At 72.6% G+C, this 19,861-nt stretch carries 17 protein-coding genes; 13 read left to right on the top strand and 4 right to left on the bottom strand.

Going from position 1 to position 19,861, the window contains the following annotated elements:
* Positions 1-153: 153 nt before the first annotated feature.
* Genes OG252_RS34495 through OG252_RS34485 form a run of 3 tightly spaced genes read left to right on the top strand, consistent with a single transcriptional unit; the run spans position 154 to position 3,441 of the window.
* The gene (locus OG252_RS34495; RefSeq protein ID WP_266439977.1) at positions 154-756 is read left to right on the top strand and encodes a toxin-antitoxin system, toxin component family protein; all 603 of its coding nucleotides are present in this window, start codon (positions 154-156) and stop codon (positions 754-756) included.
* Positions 757-794: 38 nt separating this feature from the next.
* Complete coding sequence (locus OG252_RS34490; RefSeq protein WP_329345249.1) at positions 795-2,045, top strand: MAB_1171c family putative transporter; 1,251 nt, start codon at positions 795-797, stop codon at positions 2,043-2,045.
* Positions 2,038-3,441, top strand: a complete 1,404-nt coding sequence (locus OG252_RS34485) for an NAD(P)/FAD-dependent oxidoreductase (protein ID WP_266439975.1) — start codon at positions 2,038-2,040, stop codon at positions 3,439-3,441. The genes OG252_RS34490 and OG252_RS34485 overlap by 8 nt, the downstream gene beginning before the upstream one ends.
* 602 nt (positions 3,442-4,043) lie before the next feature.
* On the opposite strand, the gene OG252_RS34480 is transcribed toward OG252_RS34485, so the two are convergent.
* The 4 genes from OG252_RS34480 to OG252_RS34465 all read right to left on the bottom strand — a co-directional run bounded on the left by OG252_RS34480 (position 4,044) and on the right by OG252_RS34465 (position 7,218).
* On the bottom strand, positions 4,044-4,895 hold the full coding sequence (locus OG252_RS34480; RefSeq protein ID WP_266439974.1) for an SMP-30/gluconolactonase/LRE family protein: 852 nt from the start codon (positions 4,893-4,895) through the stop codon (positions 4,044-4,046).
* Positions 4,892-5,665 carry an IclR family transcriptional regulator gene (locus tag OG252_RS34475; protein WP_266439972.1) on the bottom strand — a complete coding sequence of 258 codons (774 nt, stop codon included), beginning with the start codon at positions 5,663-5,665 and terminating at the stop codon, positions 4,892-4,894. Before OG252_RS34475 ends, OG252_RS34480 begins: the two co-directional genes overlap by 4 nt.
* A 146-nt stretch (positions 5,666-5,811) precedes the next feature.
* Positions 5,812-7,062 (bottom strand): helix-turn-helix domain-containing protein, encoded by a 1,251-nt coding sequence (locus OG252_RS34470; RefSeq protein ID WP_266439970.1) that lies wholly within the window; start codon positions 7,060-7,062, stop codon positions 5,812-5,814.
* A 3-nt stretch (positions 7,063-7,065) separates the two neighbouring features.
* A complete protein-coding gene (locus OG252_RS34465; RefSeq protein WP_266439968.1) occupies positions 7,066-7,218 on the bottom strand; it encodes a hypothetical protein in 153 nt (50 codons plus the stop codon).
* Positions 7,219-7,560: 342 nt separating this feature from the next.
* On the opposite strand from OG252_RS34465, the gene OG252_RS34460 reads away from it, so the two are divergent.
* The 10 genes from OG252_RS34460 to OG252_RS34415 all read left to right on the top strand — a co-directional run bounded on the left by OG252_RS34460 (position 7,561) and on the right by OG252_RS34415 (position 19,748).
* Positions 7,561-8,547, top strand: coding sequence for a DUF3068 domain-containing protein (locus OG252_RS34460; protein WP_329341054.1), 987 nt, complete (start codon positions 7,561-7,563; stop codon positions 8,545-8,547).
* Between the two features lie 200 nt (positions 8,548-8,747).
* On the top strand, positions 8,748-9,899 hold the full coding sequence (locus tag OG252_RS34455; protein WP_266439964.1) for a glycosyltransferase family 4 protein: 1,152 nt from the start codon (positions 8,748-8,750) through the stop codon (positions 9,897-9,899).
* 35 nt (positions 9,900-9,934) lie between these two features.
* The gene (locus OG252_RS34450; RefSeq protein WP_266448563.1) at positions 9,935-10,729 is read left to right on the top strand and encodes a class I SAM-dependent methyltransferase; all 795 of its coding nucleotides are present in this window, start codon (positions 9,935-9,937) and stop codon (positions 10,727-10,729) included.
* Positions 10,726-14,934: a DUF3367 domain-containing protein gene (locus OG252_RS34445; protein ID WP_329345247.1), complete on the top strand. Its 4,209-nt coding sequence runs from the start codon at positions 10,726-10,728 to the stop codon at positions 14,932-14,934. Before OG252_RS34450 ends, OG252_RS34445 begins: the two co-directional genes overlap by 4 nt.
* Positions 14,931-16,349, top strand: a complete 1,419-nt coding sequence (locus OG252_RS34440; protein WP_329341052.1) for a condensation protein — start codon at positions 14,931-14,933, stop codon at positions 16,347-16,349. The genes OG252_RS34445 and OG252_RS34440 overlap by 4 nt, the downstream gene beginning before the upstream one ends.
* Positions 16,346-17,074 (top strand): class I SAM-dependent methyltransferase, encoded by a 729-nt coding sequence (locus tag OG252_RS34435; protein WP_266439960.1) that lies wholly within the window; start codon positions 16,346-16,348, stop codon positions 17,072-17,074. Before OG252_RS34440 ends, OG252_RS34435 begins: the two co-directional genes overlap by 4 nt.
* Before the next feature lie 15 nt (positions 17,075-17,089).
* Entirely contained in the window at positions 17,090-17,995 is a 906-nt protein-coding gene (locus OG252_RS34430; protein ID WP_266448561.1) for a hypothetical protein, read from the top strand.
* Entirely contained in the window at positions 17,992-18,216 is a 225-nt protein-coding gene (locus OG252_RS34425; protein WP_266439957.1) for a Trm112 family protein, read from the top strand. The genes OG252_RS34430 and OG252_RS34425 overlap by 4 nt, the downstream gene beginning before the upstream one ends.
* The gene (locus OG252_RS34420; protein WP_329341048.1) at positions 18,213-19,061 is read left to right on the top strand and encodes an FkbM family methyltransferase; all 849 of its coding nucleotides are present in this window, start codon (positions 18,213-18,215) and stop codon (positions 19,059-19,061) included. The genes OG252_RS34425 and OG252_RS34420 overlap by 4 nt, the downstream gene beginning before the upstream one ends.
* A 69-nt stretch (positions 19,062-19,130) precedes the next feature.
* Positions 19,131-19,748 (top strand): hypothetical protein, encoded by a 618-nt coding sequence (locus tag OG252_RS34415; protein ID WP_266439955.1) that lies wholly within the window; start codon positions 19,131-19,133, stop codon positions 19,746-19,748.
* The last annotated feature ends 113 nt before the right edge of the window (positions 19,749-19,861 follow it).

Genomic DNA, 19,861 nt, shown 5'->3' with positions numbered 1-19,861 from the left:
GGGTGGCACCGAAAACCCGGCCGAAAAGAGTCGGCAAGGCTTTCGAAAAGTGATCGTTCCTGATTGAACAACGGTCGCGGGATCGCATGACGCGGACAGTTGTGGGCGCGTAATCTCGGACGAGCCGCCGAACGGCGGTGAGAAGGGGGAACGATGGACATCGCGGGCGCGCGGAGGACTGCGTCCCGGATCGCCGCGGCGCTGCGGATCCCGCGGCGCGGCGCCACGATGCGGGGCCTGGCGGCCGACCTCGCCACCGCCCTGCGCGCCAGACCCCGTCCCCCGGCCGACGTCCGCGAGTTGTGCGCGGCGCTGTGCGAGGAGATGAGCGTCCGCCGCGGCGGACGACCCCTCGAGCTGCGCTTCGAACGGTTCCCCGACGAGCTCGAAGTCACCGGCCTGTGGGTGGAGTTCCACGACTTCGACCTCGTCATCGTCGAGGAGCGGGCCGAGGCCGTGCAGCAACTGGTCATCCTCGGCCACGAGTTGTGGCACCTGCACGCCGCGCACACCCACCACCACGTGGCCGGTACGGCGGCGGCGCACGCCCTGGCCGACCAGCCCGGCTGGAAGGACGTGGCGCTGACCGTGGCCGCCCGCGACGGCTCCCGCGAGCGCGACGAGGCCGAGGCCGACGACTTCGGCCACCGCCTGGCCGCCGCCTTCCGGCCCCTGCTCTCCTCGGGCCGGGACACCCGCCCCGACCCGGTGCAGCGGTCCCTGGGCTACCGCGGACACGGAGGTACGGCGCGGTGAGCACCGCCTTCGCACCAGTGGGCAGCGCGCTGCACCTGGTGGCGGGTCCGGCGGCCCTGGCCCTGGACACGTCCCTCGGCGAGCTGAACCTCACCTTCTGGGTCCCGACCGCGGTCCTGACCGCCGCGCTGGCGATCAAGCTGCCCAGCATCGTCAAGATGTGGCGGGACCCGCTGCTGCGCGCCGTCGGCGGCCTGCTGCTCTTCGCCTGCGCGGTGTTCGTCTTCGCGGCCCCCGGCACCATCGCCTGGACCAACCGGGTCACCGGTGTCCCGAACATCTCCTCGCCCTGGGTGTACTCGCTGCTCACCACGCTCTGCGCGTCCTGGCTGCTGCTGATCATCGCCTGGCGCAACGGCCTCACCGACCGCACGGACCGCACGCGCCGCGCCACCCGGTGGGTCGTCGCCGTCTACGCGGGGGTGATCGTCGCCCTGTGGGTGCTCTTCGCGTTCGCGGACGCCCCCGTGGAGCGGCTGCGGGACCTGGACACCTACTACGCCAACACGCCGTTCATGCGCGAGGAGATCCTGCTCTACCTGACCGCGCACACGGTGGCCTCCACGGTCACCGCCCGGCTGGTGTGGAACTGGATCCGCACCGACGGCCTCGACGCCTGGCTGCGCTGGGGACTCCGGCTCCTCGGTATCGGCTTCACGACGAACCTGTTCTTCGCCGTGTTCAAGCTCACCGCCATCATCGCCCGCTGGACCGGCCACGACCTGGACTGGCTGTCCACCGACCTGGCGCCGCTGGCCGCCGGTGTCGCCGCCACGCTGGTCGCGATCGGCTTCATCGTCCCGCACGCCGGCCAGTATTTGCAGGAACGCTGGCGCGTCCGGCTCCGCCACCGGCGCCTGCGGCCCCTCTACCTGCTGATGCGGACCGCGGCGGGCGGCCGCGAGCCGTTCACCCTGCGCGCCACCGCCGAACTGCGCCTGATCCGCCGCGAGACGTTCATCCGCGACGGACTGCTCCACCTGTCCCGGCACCTCGACGAGAACCTGCGCGTACGGTCCTACGCGGCCGCCGTCGCCCTCGGCTTCGAGCGCGGCCGGGCGCAGGCCCTGGCCGCCGCCGTAACGATCCTGGACGCCGCCGCCGGACCACAGCGGTCCTCGGCGGGAGCCTCGGAGGCCACCTCCGAAGAGCGGTCCCCGGAACCGGACACCACCTATCTGCTGCGGGAGATCCAGGCCGTCTCCGAAGCCCTTCGCCGCCCCGACGACATCAAGGCGGTGCGCGCCCGCGCCGCCGCCCCGGCAGAGAGCGTGTCCGCGCATGACTGAACCACCCGCCCCCCTCAGAACCGCCGTCGTCCTGGGGGGATCCCACACGGGCATGCTCGCGGCGCGCGCACTGGCGGAGTCCGCCGACCGGGTCGTCGTCGTCGAACGCGACGTACTGCCCGAGGGCCCCGAGCCCCGCAAGGGCCTGCCGCAGGCGCGGCACGCCCACATGCTGTGGTCGGGCGGCGTACACGCCGTGGAGGAACTGCTGCCGGGCGTCACCGACGTGCTGCGGGACGCCGGAGCGCGCCGGGCGCCGGTCACCACGGACATGGTCATCATGGGTCCGCGGGGCTGGTTCCGGCGCTGGCCCGAGTCCCACCACGTGATCCTGGCCGGCCGGGACCTGCTGGACGCGACGATCCGTGCGCAGGTCCTCGCCGACGAGCGGATCGAACTGCTCGACGGGGCCGAGGTGCTGGGGCTCGAAGGTACGGCGGACGCGGTCACCGGGGTGCGGGTACGGGTGCGCGACGAGGGCGAGCGGGTCATCGAGGCGGGCCTGGTGGTCGACGCCACGGGGCGCGGCTCCGGGGCCTCCCGGTGGCTGACGGCCCTCGGACTGCCCGAGGCGGAGCGGCGCGAGGTCGACTCGGGGCTGGTGTACGCCAGCCGTCTCTACCTCGCCCCCGAGCAGGCCCGGGACGGCTATCCGGTCGTCAACGTGCAGCCCGACCCGCGGGACGAGGGACCGGCCCGGGCGGGCTTCCTGCTGCCCATCGAGGACGGCCGCTGGATCGTCACCCTGAACGGCACCCGCGGCGGCGAACCCTCCGCCGCGAACGACGACTTCGTGCGGTTCGCCCGCGAGGAGCTGCGGCACCCGGTCATCGGCGAACTGCTGGAGCGGGCCGAGCCGTTGACCGACGTGTCCGTCAGCCGCACGACCCTCAACCGCCGTTACTTCTATGAGCGGATGCGGGCCTGGCCCGAGAACTTCACCGTCCTCGGCGACGCCCTCGCCGCGTTCAACCCGCTCTACGGCCACGGCCTCGCGGTCGGCGCCCAAAGCGCCCTGCTGCTGCGCAACGTGATCCGGCGTCGGGGCTGGGGCGCGCCGGGCCTGTCCCGCCGTATCCAGAAGGCGGTGGCCCGCCCCGCCGCCGCGGCCTGGGACCTCGCCATAGGCCAGGACGTCTTCTACCCCGGCGCCACGGAAACCGGCCCCACTCTCAGGGACCGCCTCCTGGCCGCCTACGTCGGCCGCCTCATGCACACGGCCACGGGCAACGGCCGCATCGCCCGCCGAGTGACCGACGTGACGTCCCTGGAACGGGGCGCGGCGGTCCTGCTGACCCCGCCGGTCCTGCTGGCAGCGACCCTGGGCCCACTCAAGCCACCCCTGGACGGCCCACCACTGACCGCAGAGGAGCGAAAGGCAGCAGAGCTGGAGTGACCCGCCCGGCGGCCCGCGAACAATCGAGCCGCCGAGGCGGCAAACAGCCAAAGCCGCCAAGCTGCGAACAGCCATGCCACCGGACACGGCAAACCGCCGAAGTCGTCCAGCTGCGGGCAGTCGTGCCACCGGACACGACGGACAGCCGAAGTCGTCCAGCTGCGGGCAGTCGTGCCACCGGACACGACGGACAGCCGAAGTCATCCAGCTGCGGGCAGCCGTGCCACCGGACACGACGGACAGCCGAAGTCATCCAGCTGCGGGCAGCCGTGCCACCGGACACGACGGACAGCCGAAGTCATCCAGCTGCGGGCAGTCGTGCCACCGGACACGACGGACAGCCGAAGTCGTCCAGCTGCGGGCAGTCGTGCCGCTTAGGGCGGCACGGGTGGGCGCAGGCGGCACCCCGTCAGCGCCGGGCTGCGCGACCCACCCCCGGCGCCCACAATCCCGCCGACCTGCGGACAAGCGATGCCACCAGACCGCGGACAGCCGAAGTCGTCCAGCTGCGGGCAGTCGTACCGCCGGGGCGGCTCCCGACCCAAAGAGGCGCGGCACCCCGTCGGCGCCGGGCTGCGCGACCCGCCCCGCGCCGACACGCCTCAGCCCTCGAACGCAGGCTGCTGCAGTCCCTTCCCCACGCCCCGGACCACCAGCAGCGACCCCGCCACCGGATGCGGCGCGGACAACCCGACCCGGGCTGTCGTGATGTACAGGTCGGTCAGGTCGGCGCCGCCGAACGCGCAGGCCGTCACGCGGGGTGTGGGCAGTTCGATCACGCGGTCCAGCTCGCCGTCCGGCGTGTAGCGGCGTACCGCCCCGCCGTCCCACAGCGCGACCCACACACAGCCGTCGGCATCGACCGTGAGGCCGTCGGGGAAGCCCGCGCCCTCCTCGATCTCCACGAGCGGACGCCTGTCGACCGGCCGCCTTCCGTCCACGAAGTCGAAGACGTCGACACGGCGGGTCGGCGAGTCGATGTAGTACATCAGCCGCCCGTCGGGACTCCACCCCGTGCCGTTGCTCACGGCCACGTCGTCGAGGACGACCTCGGCCGTGCCGTCACCGGTGACACGGGAGAGCGCGCCGCCGCCCGCGGCCTCGTCGTAGCGCATGGTGCCGGCCCACAGGGAGCCGTCGGGGGCGACGGCGGCGTCGTTGGCGCGGCGGCCGGGGACGGGGTCGTGGTGCAGCCAGCGGAAGGTGTCGTCCTCGTCCAGCAGCCCCACCCCGTCGCGCAGGTTGAGGACGAACCCGCCGCCCGCCCGCGGCTTGACCGCGCCCACGTGCTGCTCGGTGGTGCGGGACGTACGCCGGCCGGAGACCGGGTCGTACGTGTTGATCCGCGAGCCCAGGATGTCGATCCAGACGAGCCGGCCGCCCGCCGCGTCCCACGTGGGGCCCTCGCCGAGGGTCGCCTCCGCCCGGACCGCCACCTCGTACGCGTCCGTCATGCCACGCTCCGGTAGCCGAGCCGCTCGGACAGTTCGGCGGCGCCCTTCGCGGCGAGCTGCTCCAGCTCGATCCGACGCTCGTCGCTCCAGCGGATCATCGGCACCGAGATGGACAGCGCGGCGACGACCCGGCCGGTGCGGTCACGGACCGGCGCGGCCACACAGGAGACGTCCGGGTTGGACTCACGGCTCTCCACCGCGATCCCGCGCTGCCGGATCTCGGCGAGGGCCTCGCGCAGCGCGTCCGGGTCGGTGATGCTGTTGGGTGTCATCGCGAGGAGGTCCGCGTTGTCCGGGACCCGCGCGGTGAGCTCGTGCTCGGGGAGGGAGGCCAGCAGCATCTTGCCGACGGAGGTGCAGTGGGCGGGCAGGCGCCGGCCCGCCGCGGAGACCATGCGCACGGCGTGCGTGGAGTCCACCTTGGCGATGTAGATGACGTCGGTGCCCTCCAGGATCGCCACGTGCACGGTCTCGTCGCAGGTCTCGGCGACCGAGCGGGCCACCTGCTGGCCCTCGGCGGCGAGGTCGAGCTGCTCGGCGTACCGGCTGCCCAGCTGGTACGGCCGTACCCCGAGCCGGTAGCGTCCGGGCTGGCCGGGTACCTGCACGATGTACTGCCGGGCGGCGAGCGTGGTGACCAGTTCGTGCACGGTGGTGCGCGGCAGCTGGAGCCTGCGCACTATGTCGGGGGCGGAGAGCGTCCCGTCCCCGTCGAGGAAGAGCTCAAGAATGTCGAGAGCCCGGGTCACCGCAGGTACAAGACGTCCCATGACCGGCCCCCTCCCTTGTATCTAAGAAGTCTGTGTTCGAAATTTCAACAGACGATCGGCATGACGAACACAGGCTAGTCACATGCGTTTGCCCGGGCAATGGGCGCGGGTGATCGGACGCCCCCGATCGCGCACGGACGCGCTGCTCAGCCCCGCCCCCGCATCTCCCCCAGGGTCCCCCGCAGCCGCTGCGCCCGCAGTACCAGTTCCAGCTCGAAGCGGCGGTCCGGGTCGTCGATCTCGGCGCCCCACAGTTCGCGGATCTGACGGAGCCGGTACCGGACCGTCTGCGGGTGGACGCCGAGCCGTGCCGCGACCTCCGGTGCCCCGCCTCGGGTCTCCAGCCACGCCAGTAACGTCTCCGCGAGTCGTCGGCGGTGGGTCGGGCCGCAGTGGGTCAGGGGGGCGAGGCAGCGCAGGGCGAGGTCGTCGATGAGTTCCTCGGGCTGGAGGAGGACGAGGGCCTCGGTGTGCTCGGTGCAGTACAGGACGCCGCCCGCCGGGAGCAGATCGCGTTCCATCAGGCGTACGGCCGCCTCGGCCCAGCGCAGCGACTTCGCCGCGTCGGCCAGGGGCACCGGCGGGCCGATCGCCCCGGCCCATCCGGTCAGGGCCCGGTGCAGCAATTCATGGCGTCCGGCGGCCTCCGGCTCCGGGACGACCATGCGGGGCTGCTCGTACTCCATGTCGAGCAGCACCCCCTGCCCCACGGCCGGTGCCACCGCCTCCCGCGCCGGGCGCAGCAGTACGCCCACCGCGACCTTCGACGGCAGCGGCCAGCCGATGCGGGCGGCGCGTTCGGTGAGGGCCTCGCTGGGATCGCCCCGGTGGTGTTCGGCCAGCAGCAGTTCCATCAGGCGGCGCTGGAGCCTGAGCCGCTCCCCGGCCTGGCGTGCCGCCGCCTCGGCGTACCCCCGTACGGACTGGTCGACCAGTCCGTCCAGGTACTCGTAGCCCGCGTCCACCAGCTCGTACATCGCCGGCGGCGGGATCTCCACGCGCTGGCCGATCTCGGCGAAACGGCGCCAGGCCAGCCGTACGCCCATGCGGTAGATCGCCTGGAGCGAGTCGAGGCTGCGGCCGCCGAGGCCTTCGCCGCGGCCGAACTCCTGGAAGACGCCGGGCGGTACGGTCGGGCGGCCCGCCGAGTGGTCGGAGTGCTCCAGGTGCTGGACGAAGACCTCGATGGCGCGGCGGATGCCGATCAGGGCCATCGGCTCGCCCGACTCGTCGAGGACCTCGGGCAGATGCGGGTACTCGCGGCGGATCTCGCTCAGGATCTCCTCGGCGAGCGCGGGCGCCTCCGCCATGGCGATCGCCGCGAACCGGCGGACCTGGAGGCGGGGCACGTCGTGCCAGGCCGAGCGAGTGGTGATGGTTGCCGGACGGGACGTCACGGGTCAACTCCCCTGGCCCGCTTGCTCATACGTGATCAAAGGGGTGTTGGGCTGGTCGGGCGTCGCTTCGAGGAGCGCGACCACGCCGAGGGCCGCGCCCACGGCGAGGGCGGCGCCGAGCGCCACGGCGAGTGCGGCGGCAAGCAGTCTGGACATCGCAGGGTCAGCCTCTCTGTCCGGCACGATCCGGAGGTCCCACCCCGGCGTTCCGCCCTGCCTGTCGGGCCCAGTGTCGACAAGCATTGACACTCCGTCAAGGGGGGCTTACGGTTCCCGGCCCAAGGGCCCTGTCGTCACGCTCCCGTCAGCCCCGCGGCGTCCGGCACGCGCATCTGCGGCGTTGTCGCAGGTCACCGACGCTCCGCGGCAACTCCCTCCGCCACCTTGCCGTCGCACGCACCGGACGCCGCGGGGCCCGCCCTCCGGGCGGACGACAGGAGCCGACGACAGGGCCGGAGCGGCCCGAACTCCGTCATCCCACGCCTCAGGAGTGTCCGGATGCGCCGTACAGCCTCACCTCTCTCTTTGATTCTGCTGGGACTCGGCACGTTTCTGCTGGTGCTGGCACCCCTGTTGGCCTGGTACGTGGAACCGCGGGCCGCCGTGAACCCCATCGACATCGACACCACCGCCGTCTACCGCGGCACGGGCAGCGTCTTCGACACCGAGCGCGTCGAGACCGTGCCCGACCAGCGGATCACCGTCACCCAGCGGGTGCGCGGCAACGTCGCGGAGAGCGAACGCAGCGGCAACGCCGTGTGGGACGTGACGACCACGGTCGACACGGACAAGTCGCTGCCGGCCGCCGATCCGCACGACGCGCTGGACTTCGTCCCGCACCGCTGGGTGATGGACCGGAAGACCACCGAGCCGGTGCACTGCTGCAAGGAGACCCCGTACATCGAGGGCGAGGCCTATCTGAAGTTCCCCTTCGACGTGCAGAAGCGCTCTTACCGCTGGTGGGACAACACCCTGGGCGGGACGGTCATGCTGAGCTACCGGGGTACCGAGAAGGTCCAGGGGTACACGGGTTACAAGTTCACCGGGAACGTCCCGCCGACGAAGGTCGGCAGCCGGCTGGTGCCGGGAGCCATCGTCGACCAGCCCGACCGGCCGCAGGTGCTGGCCGAGGAGTGGTACTCCAACCACGGCTTCGAGCTGATCGTCGACCAGGCCACCGGCCGCGTGATCTACGCGCAGACGGGCCCGAAGCGGACGCTGCGGGCACCCGGCACGGACGGGGACGCGGCGGTCCTGCTGGACAGCCGGAAGATCGCCTTCACCACCGCGACGCAGAAGGAGGCGGTGCGGCAGGCGGAGCAGGACAGCGGGCAACTGCGCACGGTGGGCGTGACCTTGCCGATCGGTGCTGCTGTGGCCGGATTCGTTCTGGTGGTCGTGGGGGGCGTTTTGGTGGTACGGGGGCGCAGGCATCCCGAATCCGATGAAACACCCGATACGTCCAGGGTCCCCCTCACGATATGACGTGACGTCAGCTCCAACAAAGCCGGAAATTGTCACTTCCGTGAGTAGCCGTGGCGAACGGCTGGGCGAAAACTGTCCACCCCACCCCGAACACAGTCCGTCCACACCCGCCTCGCAAGAGGCCCTCAGATCCCCCACAGGAACCGAAAACCCTCTTCCCCCACGCTGAGTTCCGCACCCTGACACGAGTTGGAGCACCTATGCCCCAGCACGTACCACCGGCGCTGCGCCCCCCGCTCCCGCGGGTGTCGCAGCACTCTTCGGCGCTCCCCCCACCTCCGCGCCGAATCGTTTTCCTTGCCCATCGCGATCTGGACAACCCGGCCGCCGGCGGCTCCGAGCTGCTGGTCGACCGGCTCGCCGACGGTCTGACCCGGCTGGGTCACGAGGTGACCCTGTTGTGCGGCGGTCCCGCCTCCTACCGGGACTACCGGGTCGTGTCGGCGGGCGGCGAGTTCGGCCACTACCTGCGCGCCCGCTCGGCCTTCGCCCGTCAGGTCGGCGACTGCGACCTGCTGGTCGAGGTCTGCAACGGCATGCCGTACCTGGCACCCCTCTGGCACCGCGGCCCCACCCTGTGCCTCGTCAACCACGTCCACACCGACCTGTGGAAGATGCGCTTCGGCGGGCCCCTGGCCCCGGCCGCGCGCATCGGCCGAAGACTCGAGCACTGGGCGCTGTCCGGTGCCCAGCAGCGGAATCTGCTGGTCGCCGTCTCCCCGTCGACGGCCCACGCCCTGCGCGCGATCGGCGTGGAACGCGACCGCATCCGGGTCGTGCACAACGGTGTGGAGGAGCCCGGCCCCCGGGCCGACCGTTCCCCGGACCCGCTGTTCGTCGCGGTGGGCCGGCTCGTCGAGTACAAGCGGATCGATCTGCTGCTGAGGCTGTGGGAGCGGGTGCGGCCGGTCACCGGCGGCCGGCTGCTGATCGTCGGCGACGGGCCGGAGCGGGAACGCCTGGAGCAACTCGCCGGTCCCGGCGTGGAGTTCACCGGGCATGTCTCCGAGGCCGAGAAACACCGTCTGCTGTGCGAGGCCTGGCTGCTGCTGCACCCCTCCGCGGTGGAGGGGTGGGGCCTGGTGGTCACGGAGGCCGCCGCCCGGCAGACCCCGTCGATCGCCTTCGACGTACCGGGGCTGCGCGACTCGGTCGTGGACGGCGAGACGGGCGTCCTCGCCCAGGGCGAGTCGTCGTTCGCGGCGGCCTGGTGCACGTTGGCCCTGTCGGGACATCGCCGGGAGCTGATGGGCAAGGCGGCACGCGACCGCGCGGCCAGCTATCGCTGGGACCGGACGGTGCGGCAGTTCCGGGCGGTGGCCGCGGAGGCGGTTCGGGGATGGGTGCCGTGACGCCTACTCGCCGTGGCTGGAAGGCCGTCGCGCGGGTGTCCGCCGTTCGTGGCTGGTCGCGCAGTTCCCCGCGCCCCTATAGGGGCGCGTCACCGCCCCGTAAGACGAAGGATCCCTCTTTCGGGCGCTCCCTCGCCCTCTTCCGGGCCTTCCTGCGCGAGCAGGAGGACCCGGAAGCCTGCTACTCGTTGCTCGCCCGGGACGCCGTCGACCAGGTGGAGGCCTACGACGGTCCGGTCGCCGGCCGTACGGTCGTGGACGTCGGCGGTGGCAGTGGCCACTTCACCGAGGAGTTCCGCAGACGCGGCGCCCAGGCCCACCTCTTCGAACCGGACGTACGGGAGCTGGGCGAGAAGCCGCCCGAGGGGACCGTGATCGCCGACGGCTATCTGCTGCCCCTGTACGACGGGGTCGCCGATGTCACTTTTTCGTCCAACGTCCTTGAGCACGTGGCCGACCCGCAGACCTTCATCAGCGAGTTGGTGCGGGTGACCCGCCCCGACGGGCTGATCTATGTGTCGTTCACCAACTGGCTGTCCCCGTGGGGCGGCCATGAGTGGGCGCCCTGGCACTACCTGGGTGCCGAGCGGGCCCGCGCCCGCTACCGGCGCCGTACCGGAAGGGCCGCCAAGCACACCCTCGGCGAGAACCTGTTCGCCGTGCACATCGGCCCGACCCTGCGGCAGGTGCGCGCCCGTGACGACGTCAGGATCGTCTCGGCGCGCTCCCGCTACTGGCCGTTCCTCGCGGAGACCGTGGTCAGAGCCCCCGGGATCCGCGAGGTCGCCACCTGGAACCTCCTCCTCATCCTCCGGCGGTGTCCACCATGACGACGTCCACGGTCCAGGCTCCTCCCCCGGCAGCCGTTCCCACCACCGCGATCATGTCGCGCCCTCCCGAGGGCCCGAGGTCGCGACGCTGGCTGCTGGGGTTCTGGGCCGTGGTGTTCGTGCTGTTCCTGGCGGTGCGGCCGGGCCGCCAGACCTTCGACACCAAGCTCGGCGTCACCACCGACCCGGGCCGCTTCCTCGCCGACCTCGGCCAGTTGTGGCACGACCAGGGCTCGTTCGGCGGGATCCAGGACCAGTACGTCGGCTATGTGTGGCCGATGCTGCCGTTCTACTGGCTCGGCCACGCCGTGCAGCTGCCGGTGTGGCTGGTGGAACGGCTGTGGCTGTCGCTGGTCGTGTCGGTGGCCTTCTGGGGTGCGCTGCGGCTGGCCGAACGGCTGCGCATCGGCAGTGGCGCCTCCCGGCTGCTCGCCGCCGTGGCGTACGCGCTGTGGCCGGTGTTCACGATCGTCGTCGGCTCCACGTCGGCCGCCGCGCTGCCCGGCGCGTTCCTGCCCTGGGTCCTGCTCCCGCTCGTTGACGAGCGCTACAGCGCCCGGATCGCCGCCCTGCGCTCGGCGTTGATCATCCCCTTCATGGGCGGCGTCAACGCGGCCTCGACCCTGGCAGCCCTGCTCCCGGTCGGCCTCTACCTTCTTTCCCGCCCGCCCGGCCCGAGACAGCGCAAGCTGATCGCCTGGTGGACGCCCGGCGTGATCCTCGCGACGGCCTGGTGGTGGATCCCGCTCCTCCTGCTCGGTGCCTACGGCGAGAACTTCCTTCCGTACGTGGAGAGTTCGCAGACCACGACGGAGACCATGTCGGCGACGGAGGCGCTGCGCGGCGCCGGCAACTGGGTCGCCTATCTGCACCTGGTGGACGCCTGGCTGCCGGCGGGCTGGACGGTGGCGTCCTCGGTCGTGGTGATCCTCTGTTCGGCGTTCGCGGCCGGACTGGGGCTCGCGGGGCTGGCCCGGCGGGACCTGCCGGAGCGCCGCTGGCTGGTGCTGACCGCGCTGACGGCCGTACTCGTCCTGCTCGCCGGGTACGGCGGCCCGTTCGGCGCCCCCTTCCACGGGGCCGTGCAGGACTGGCTGAACGGCGGCCTCGCGCCCTTCCGCAACATCTACAAGTTCCAGGTGGGTCTGGCCCTCGCGCTGGTGCTGGGCCTCGCCCATCTGGTGGGCGTGGCGGCCGAGCCGCGCGGTGCCCGTCAGGTGCGGGGCCGTCGTTTCGCCCCGCTGATCGCGGCCGTGCTGATCCTGCCCGGTCTGCTGTGGCCGTACCTCAACGGCTCGATCCTCCAGCCGGGTTCCTTCCAGGAGCTCCCCAAGTACTGGCAGTCCACGGCCGACTGGCTGGAGAAGTACTCCCCCGACTCGCGTGCCCTGGTCGTCCCGGCGACCGCGCACGGCATCTACACCTGGGGCTCCCCCATCGACCAGCCCCTCGACGTGCTCGCCGAGTCCCGCTGGGCACAACGGGACTACGTCCCCTTCGGCACCCCCGGCAACCGGCGCGCCATGGACGCGGTGGAGGAGGCGCTGCTGACCGGCAGCGAAGTCCCGGGCCTGGCCGACTACTTGAGCCGGGCGGGCGTCTATTACGTCGTCGTCCGCAACGACCTCGACCCCGACCAGATCGGCAACGTGCCGACCTCGACGGTGAAACGGACCCTGGAGCAGTCCGGGTACCAGCGCGTGACGGGCCTCGGCCCGCTCATGACCGGCGGCAAGATCCAGCCCGACACCCCGCTCCAGGTGGAGGGCCTGTATCCGAGGCAGCGGGCGGTGGAGATCTACCGTCCGGCGAGCGAGGACGTGCAACGGCCCGGGCAGGCCGGGCTGACGCCGGTCGCCGACACGGCGGTGGTCTCCGGCGGCCCGGAGGCGCTGCTGCCGCTGGCGACCGAGCTGCGGGGCCGGGCGACCGTCCTGACCGGCGACAACCATCCCGGGCTCGGCACCCCGCCGCTCCAGGTGGTCGGCGACGGGCTGCGCCGCGCGGACACCCGCTTCGGCCTGGTCAACGCGAACACCTCGTACACGTACACCCGCGACGAACGCAACGCGTCCGGCGCCGCCCAGGACGCCGGTGACAAACCGCACCAGATCCTGCCGACCACGGGCCAGGACCACCAGACGGTCGCCGAACTGCGCGGCGCCCGCGAGGTCACGGCGTCCTCGTACGGCAACTGGCTCTTCCATCTCCCGCAGTTCGACCCGGTGAACGCCTTCGACGGCAACCCGGACACGGCGTGGACGGAGGGCGTGGCGGGTTCGCCGAACGGGCAGTGGCTGCGGATCGGCTTCACGGAGAACTACGACATGCCGTCGTCGTTCAAGGTCACGCCGTTGCCGCAGGAGAGCGTGCGGTCGGCGCCGACGCGGGTGCGGGTGGAGACCGAGAAGGGGTCGGTGACCAGCTTCCTCCGCCCGGACGGCTCGACGCAGAGCGTCAAGGCGCCAGAAGGCGCGACGAACTGGATGAAACTGACGATCATCGACTCGGTGGCCCGGCGGGCCGGGCTCGCGGGCGCGGGCTTCACCGAGATCGACCTGCCGGACGTCCAGGTCACCCGCCTGCTCCGGCTCCCCACCGACGCCGCGAAGGGCGAGACCGCGGCCGCCTCCGCCGAGGTCATCTCCCTGCACCGCACCGCCGACCCGGCCGGGTTCTCCCCGACCGGCACGGAGGCGGGCCTGCACCGCCGCTTCTCGACGGCGACGGCGGGGACGTACGACGTCAAGGCGAGCGCGGTCCCGGTCACCGGCGAGGAATTCGACCGGATGCTGTACGAGATCGCGCCCGACCAGGCCGGCCGCATCACGGCGACCGCCGACTCCACGGCCGCTCTCGGCGCGGGTCTGTCGGCGCGGAACCTCACCGACGGCGACCTGACGACGGCGTGGATCGCGGGGGACCGTCCCACGATCCATCTGCGCTGGCCCGACAAGCAGCCGGTCGGCGAGCTCGTCCTGCCCGGCGCGGGCGGCCTGTCCGCCCGGCCCACCGAGGTGGACATCAGCTCTCCCGACGGCGCGGTGATCGCCGGTGTCGACGAGAACGGCTGGGTCCGCTTCCCGCCGATCACCACGGACCGCCTCGACATCACCATCACCGAGACGGCCCCGATGACCCTGCACAACCCGGTCGCCGACGAGGACCTGCAACTGCCGGTCGGCCTCACCGAGGCGTACATCCCGGCCCTCGACCGCTACCGGACGCCCCAGCCGGCGGCTTCACGGACCTTCTCGCTGCCGTGCGGGTCCGGACCGGACCTGGCGGTCGACGGGGAGCTGTACCAGACGAGCGTCAAGGGGGCGGTACGGGACCTGACCGAGCGCCGGCCCGTGGACGTGACGCTCTGCCAGTCGGGCCGGGCCGACAGCGAGCTGGAGCTGACGGCGGGCTCGCACCGGGTCGAGGGCGGCGACGCGGGACCGCTCACCCTGACCGACGTGACACTGACCCGCGGCACGGTCACGGCACCCACGCCGGTCGCCCGTGACCTGCGGATACGGGACTGGCTGGGCGACCAGCGCGCGGTCACGGTCGGCTCGGGCGCGGCGTCCTACTTCACGACCTACGAGAACTTCAACGACGGCTGGAAGGCCACGCTGAACGGCAAGGAACTGTCGCCGGTACGGCTGGACGGCTGGCAGCAGGGCTGGCGGATCCCGGCGGGGGCCGGCGGCACGGTGAAGCTGTCGTACGAGCCCTCGACGACCTACGACGCCGGGCTGATCGGCAGCGGGGTGGCGATCGTCGGGCTCGCGGGCCTCGTGCTCTGGCGGCGCCGGTCCCCCAACCCGGACGACCCGCAGCCGCTGCCGCCCGCGCCCGGCGTGTGGCTCGGCGCGGTGGCGCTGACGCTGGTCGGCGCGGTGATCGCCGGGTGGTTCGCGCTGCTGGTCCCGGCGCTGGCGCTCCTCGCGTACCGACGGCATTCGCTCCTCGTACCGATCGCGTTCGTGGCCCTCGCGGGGGCCGGGATCGCGGCGGCCGTGGGGGCCGGGAATCCGGTGGGCGCGGAGGAGGGGGCGTTCGGGCCCGCGGCCCAACTACTGGCGTTGATCGGGCTGTTCGCGGGACTGGTGAGCGTGTGGGAGCGGCCAAAGACGCCTGCGGCCGTGGCGCCCGAGGCGCCGACGCAGCAACTGCCGCCGGTGGAAGTGACCAAGGGGAGGGGCGAGCCCGCATGACCAGCACTCCGCTGCGCATCCCGTTCCCGGTGGTGGACGAGGTGGCCCGGCACTGCCTCCAGGAGGAGGAGCCGGAGACGGTCCACATCGAGGTGCACCTGCCCGGGCAGTTGGACCCCGTACGCCTGCGGAAGGCCTTCACGGAGGCCCTGCACCGTCACCCGCGCATCCTCATGCGGGAAGCGCCGGGGCGGTGGTACCGACGCCGCTACGAATGGGAACTGACCTCCGAACCGGACGTGGAGGTGGTCAGCTTCCCGGCACCGGGCAGGGACGCGCTCCGGGATGCGCGGACGCGGGCACTGGTGGAGGCGCCACCGCTTTCGGCTTCGCCGCCGGTGCGGTTGGAAGTGGTGGAGGGGGCGGGGCCCGTGGAGGGCAGCGAGGCTACGGACGGAGTGGGTGAAGCACGTGCGGGGAGTCGGGGCTCGCGGGTGGGTTCGCTCGCCGGCGCCGGCGGGGTGCCGCTGCGCCCACCCGTGCCGCCCCAGCGGCACGACTGCCCGCAGCTGGGTCGCCCCCAAGGCACCGTCCTGTTCCTCACCATCAACCACACCGCCCTCGACGGCCCCGCCTGCCTCCGCGTCCTCGCCACCGCCGCGGAGCTCTACGGCGGCAAGGACAACGCCCCCGCCGCACCACCCGTCCGCACGCCCGAACCCCCGCAGGGCCCTCCGGACACCCCCTCCAACTGGTCCAAACCCGCCCGCGTGGCCCCCGGCGCCCCCGAGCCATCCCCCGGCAACGGCCTCCTCGTCACCGAGCTCCCCCTCCCTCACCGCCCCAAGGGTTCGCCCTACACGGTGAACGACCAGCTCATGGTCACCACGGCGCTCACCATCGCCCACTGGAACAGGGAACACGGCGCCCGCCCCCGCCCGCTGCGCATCACCATGCCCGTGGACGACCGCCCCCGCGACACCTCCATGCCCATAGGCAACGGCACCCGCCTCGTCGAAGTCCCGTTCGCTCCGCAGGAGTTGGACCACCCCCCGATGCCCGACCTCCTGCGCCGCACGGCGACCCGTACCCGTGCCCTCAAGTCCCTCCCCCGCCCCCAACTGGGCCACGGCGCCTCCCTCCTGACCGCCCCGGTCACCCCCGTGGCGTGGCGGGCCGCGCTCACCAGGGGGCTGCGCAGGGCCGCCGCACCGTGGACGTCGACGACCCTGCTGAGCAACATCGGCCGGATCCCGTATCCCCTGGACTTCGGTGAGGAGGCCGGCCGCGCGCACGCCGTGTGGTTCTCCGCGCCGGCCCGGATGCCCCGCGGCCTCACCGTCACCACCGCCTCCACCGCGGGCCGCCTCCACCTCGCCCTGCGCTGGTCGCGATCCCTGCTCGGCCACGGCGACGGAGCCCATCTGCGGGACCTCTTCGAGCACTACCTGCACACCACGGAGGCCGGCGCATGACCACCACCGCGCAACTCCCCAAGGAACTCCGGGACTTCTACGAGGATCCCGCCGTACCCGTCGCCTCCGGCGCCTCCCGGTCCCTGCGCCAGGCCCGCATGCTGGCAGCCGCCCTCGGCACCGGGAAGGCCCACACGATCCTCGACATCGGCTGCGGCGACGGCACCGCCGCGGCCACCGCCGCCCCCCTCCTCAAGGGCCACCGCATCGTCGGCGTCGACTGGTCCCAGGACGCCCTGAAGCGTGCCCGCGCCCATCTGACGTACGCGATCCGCGGCGAACTCACCGGCGAGGGCCTGCCGTTCGGCACCGGTTCCGCGGACGCCGTCCTGTTCAGCGAGGTGATCGAGCACCTCGTCGACCCGGACGCCGCGCTCGACGAGATCCGCCGCGTCCTGCGCCCGGGAGGCCACCTCATGCTGTCCACCCCGAACCTGGCCGCCTGGTACAACCGCGCCCTGCTGTTGGCCGGCGTGCAGCCCGTGTTCTCCGAGGTCAGCCTGCGGGCGATCCACGGCCGGCCGGGCACGGAAGTCGTCGGCCACCTGCGTCTCTACACCGCCCGCGCGCTGCGGGAGTTCGTCGGCGCGGCCGGCTTCGAGGTCGTACGCGTCGAAGGCGCTCCCTTCCACGGCGTACCGCGTCCGCTGCGGCCGCTGGACCGGCTGGCCTGTGCCAGACCGTCCCTCGCGTCGATCCTCCTCCTCCACGCCCGAAGGACGTAGGCGATGTGGTGGGGAGTGGCCGCGGCGCTGCTGGCGAACGTCCTGTACAGCACCGGATTCGTCCTGGAGAAAAGGGCGTTGGCCACCCTGCCCGAGGTCAGCATCCGGCAGCCGGCCCGGCTGCTGGGGCTCGTGCTGCGCAGCCCGCTGTGGATCGGGGGGTCGCTCTCGCTCGCCGCCGGTTTCGGCGCGCAGCTGGCCGTGTACCGGACGCTGCCGATCGCCGCCGCGCAGGGCATCTTCGTCTCCGGCCTGGTGCTGCTCGTGCTGCTGTCCGCCCGGCTGCTGGGGGAGGAGACCACCGGGCGCGAGCGGTACGCGCTGGGCGCGATCCTCGCCGCGCTGCTCATGGTCGTCCTGTCGCTGAGCGAGAGCTCCGACACGGTCAGCGAGGAGGCGCCGTATCCGCTGATCCTGCTGGTGTGCGTGCCCTCGCTGGCGGGGGGCGTCTGGCTGTACAACTCCGCCGAGCGCCGCACCCGGCACCGCCACCGCGCCCCGACCACGGGCGTCGAGTACGGCGTGGCGGTGGGCCTGCTCTACGGCGTCAGCTCGCTCGCCATCAAGGGCATGTCGGGCTACCTGACGGCGAGCGGCCTGGGCGGGGCCGTCGTCGACGTGCTCCGCTCCCCGTATCCGTATCTTCTGCTGTTCACCGGCGCGTTCGGTCTCGTCATGTCACAGGCGGCCCTGCAACGCTGCCGGGCCTCGCTGATCGTGCCCGTGTGTACGACGGTGACCTGCCTGTACACGGCGGTGCTCGGCACGCTCTCGTTCGGCGAGGCGCTGCCCCAGGACCCGCTCAGACTCGCGCTGCGCCTCGCGGGCATCGTGCTCGCCGTCGCGGTGCTGCTGAGCATGCCGAAGCACGACCGGGCGCCCCAGCCCTCCCTCGGTGCCAAGGAGTTGACTCCCCCGTGAAACCCGACGATCCACTGTTGAAGATACTGGCGTGCCCGCTGGACAAGGGTCCGCTGCACCTCGTCGTACCGGACGGTCCGGCGCGGACCGAGGCCCTCTACAACCCTCGTCTGCACCGGCGTTACCCGATCGTCGACGGCATCCCGCAACTGCTGCCGGCCTCCGGGGAACAGGTCTCGGACGACGAACACGACGCACTGGTGAAACGGATGAACCCATGACGGGCCCCGCGCGCACCTGGGCGGCCCGAGTGGCCCCGCACCTGCCCACCCGCCTGGTCGCCGCCGCCGCCAGAGCCGTGTACCCACGGTTCGAACCGGAGCTGGCGCGGCTCGCCGACCTGTGCCCGGACGATTGCGGTACGGCCGTGGACGTCGGCGGCTGGTACGGCCCCTGGACGCGGCGGCTGTCCGAACGGGCCAGCCGGGTGGTGACCGTCGAGCCGGTGCCCCATCTGGCACGGCTGCTGACCTCGGCGGCCCCGGCGAACGTCCGGGTGGTCCAGGCCGCCGCCGCGGACCGCCCGGGCACGGCCCGCCTGTGGCTGCCGCCGGACGACGCGGGCGACCGGGGTGTGTCGTCGCTGGTCCGCCGGGACATCCACGGCCGCGCGCTGGAGGTGCCCTGCGTCACCCTCGACGAACTGGCCCTGAAGGACGTCGGCTTCATCAAGGTCGACGTGGACGGCAGCGAGCTGGCGGTGCTGCGCGGGGCGACGGGGCTGCTGGCCCGCGACCGGCCGGCCCTCTTCGTCGAGCTGGAGTCCCGTATCCAGCCGATCGCGCCGGTGGTGACGTATCTGGCCATGCTCGGCTACGACGGCTGGGTGCTGCCCCGCGACAACTGGGTGCCGCTGGCCGCGTTCCCGCTGGAGGCCCATCAGTCGGTGGCCTCGTACGTCGTCGCACACGGCCTGCTGCGCCGGGTCCTGCCGTTCCGCAAGCGCCCCCGCTACGTGAACTCGGTGCTGTTCCTCCCGGACGGCCGTCGACCGGGGTCCCGCCGCGCGGAGCCGGAGAGCGCGTCGGTGCCGAGGGGACGAGCGCGCGGAGGCCCGAAGGGTTGAGCACGCTCGTCCCCTCGGCACCGACTGAGGCGCTCGGAGGCGGAGCGCCGAAGAAGCAGGTGGGGGACGATGGTTCGCATGCCCTCCGGAAAGCCCGCCGCTAGCCCCTTCACCCCGCTCGACTTCCAGCTGGTGCTGCTGCGCCGCATGGCCGACCACAACCCCGACCTGGTGGAGGAGGCCCGCCACCGCCTCGGCGTCTCCCTCACGGACATGAGGGAGGCCAACCGACGCTGGCAGGCGATGGTCCGCTCCCCGCGCTCCCGGTCCGCCGCCTCCCGGTACCGCTCGATCCTCGGCGAGCCGGAATCGGTGCTCACCCGCAAGGTCGGCGACCTGGAGTGCGAGGCCCGCCTCTGGCCCCTCCCCCTCTGGCCCGACCTGCGTTTCGAGGTGCTCCTCGCGCCGAACGGCGGCGTCTGGAACGAGTGGCTGATCCGCGCCCCGGGAGCCGAGGCACCCGCGCTGCGGACCCTCGACGACCTCACTCCCTGGTCCTGCACGGTCGACGAGGCGGCCCGCGCCTTCGCCCCCGCCCGCCCCCTCCAGGGCACGGCCCCGACCCGCTGGGGGCTGGCCTTCACCGCCCCGGACGCGCGGGGCGGGCGGTGGGAGTGTGCCGCCGAGTTCACCTGGGGGCTGTTGCAACGGGTGGCGGTCAACGACCGGTCGACCGGGGGAAGTTAGGCCAGGTCCTCCACGACCGGGGCCAGGTCGGCTCCGGTGACGCCTTCGCCGCGGGCTGCCGCCGCCCGGCACGGCACCTCGCCGCACGGCCGCGTCACCCCGGTACGTCCGGC

The organism is Streptomyces sp. NBC_01352, from assembly GCF_036237295.1.
Classification (GTDB): Bacteria; Actinomycetota; Actinomycetes; order Streptomycetales; family Streptomycetaceae; genus Streptomyces; species Streptomyces plumbiresistens.
Note: the sequence above shows the minus strand (reverse complement) of the source record. Positions and strands in the feature narration are given on the sequence as shown.

What these genes read in the sequence shown, in the direction of transcription:
- OG252_RS34460 (WP_329341054.1), top strand. Translation starts at nt 7,561, where the DNA reads ATGCGCCGTACAGCCTCACCTCTCTCTTTGATTCTGCTGGGACTCGGC.
- OG252_RS34455 (WP_266439964.1), top strand. Translation starts at nt 8,748, where the DNA reads ATGCCCCAGCACGTACCACCGGCGCTGCGCCCCCCGCTCCCGCGGGTG.
- OG252_RS34475 (WP_266439972.1), bottom strand. Translation starts at nt 5,665, where the DNA reads ATGGGACGTCTTGTACCTGCGGTGACCCGGGCTCTCGACATTCTTGAG.
- OG252_RS34420 (WP_329341048.1), top strand. Translation starts at nt 18,213, where the DNA reads ATGACGGGCCCCGCGCGCACCTGGGCGGCCCGAGTGGCCCCGCACCTG.
- OG252_RS34495 (WP_266439977.1), top strand. Translation starts at nt 154, where the DNA reads ATGGACATCGCGGGCGCGCGGAGGACTGCGTCCCGGATCGCCGCGGCG.
- OG252_RS34480 (WP_266439974.1), bottom strand. Translation starts at nt 4,895, where the DNA reads ATGACGGACGCGTACGAGGTGGCGGTCCGGGCGGAGGCGACCCTCGGC.
- OG252_RS34415 (WP_266439955.1), top strand. Translation starts at nt 19,131, where the DNA reads ATGGTTCGCATGCCCTCCGGAAAGCCCGCCGCTAGCCCCTTCACCCCG.
- OG252_RS34435 (WP_266439960.1), top strand. Translation starts at nt 16,346, where the DNA reads ATGACCACCACCGCGCAACTCCCCAAGGAACTCCGGGACTTCTACGAG.
- OG252_RS34440 (WP_329341052.1), top strand. Translation starts at nt 14,931, where the DNA reads ATGACCAGCACTCCGCTGCGCATCCCGTTCCCGGTGGTGGACGAGGTG.
- OG252_RS34465 (WP_266439968.1), bottom strand. Translation starts at nt 7,218, where the DNA reads ATGTCCAGACTGCTTGCCGCCGCACTCGCCGTGGCGCTCGGCGCCGCC.
- OG252_RS34445 (WP_329345247.1), top strand. Translation starts at nt 10,726, where the DNA reads ATGACGACGTCCACGGTCCAGGCTCCTCCCCCGGCAGCCGTTCCCACC.
- OG252_RS34485 (WP_266439975.1), top strand. Translation starts at nt 2,038, where the DNA reads ATGACTGAACCACCCGCCCCCCTCAGAACCGCCGTCGTCCTGGGGGGA.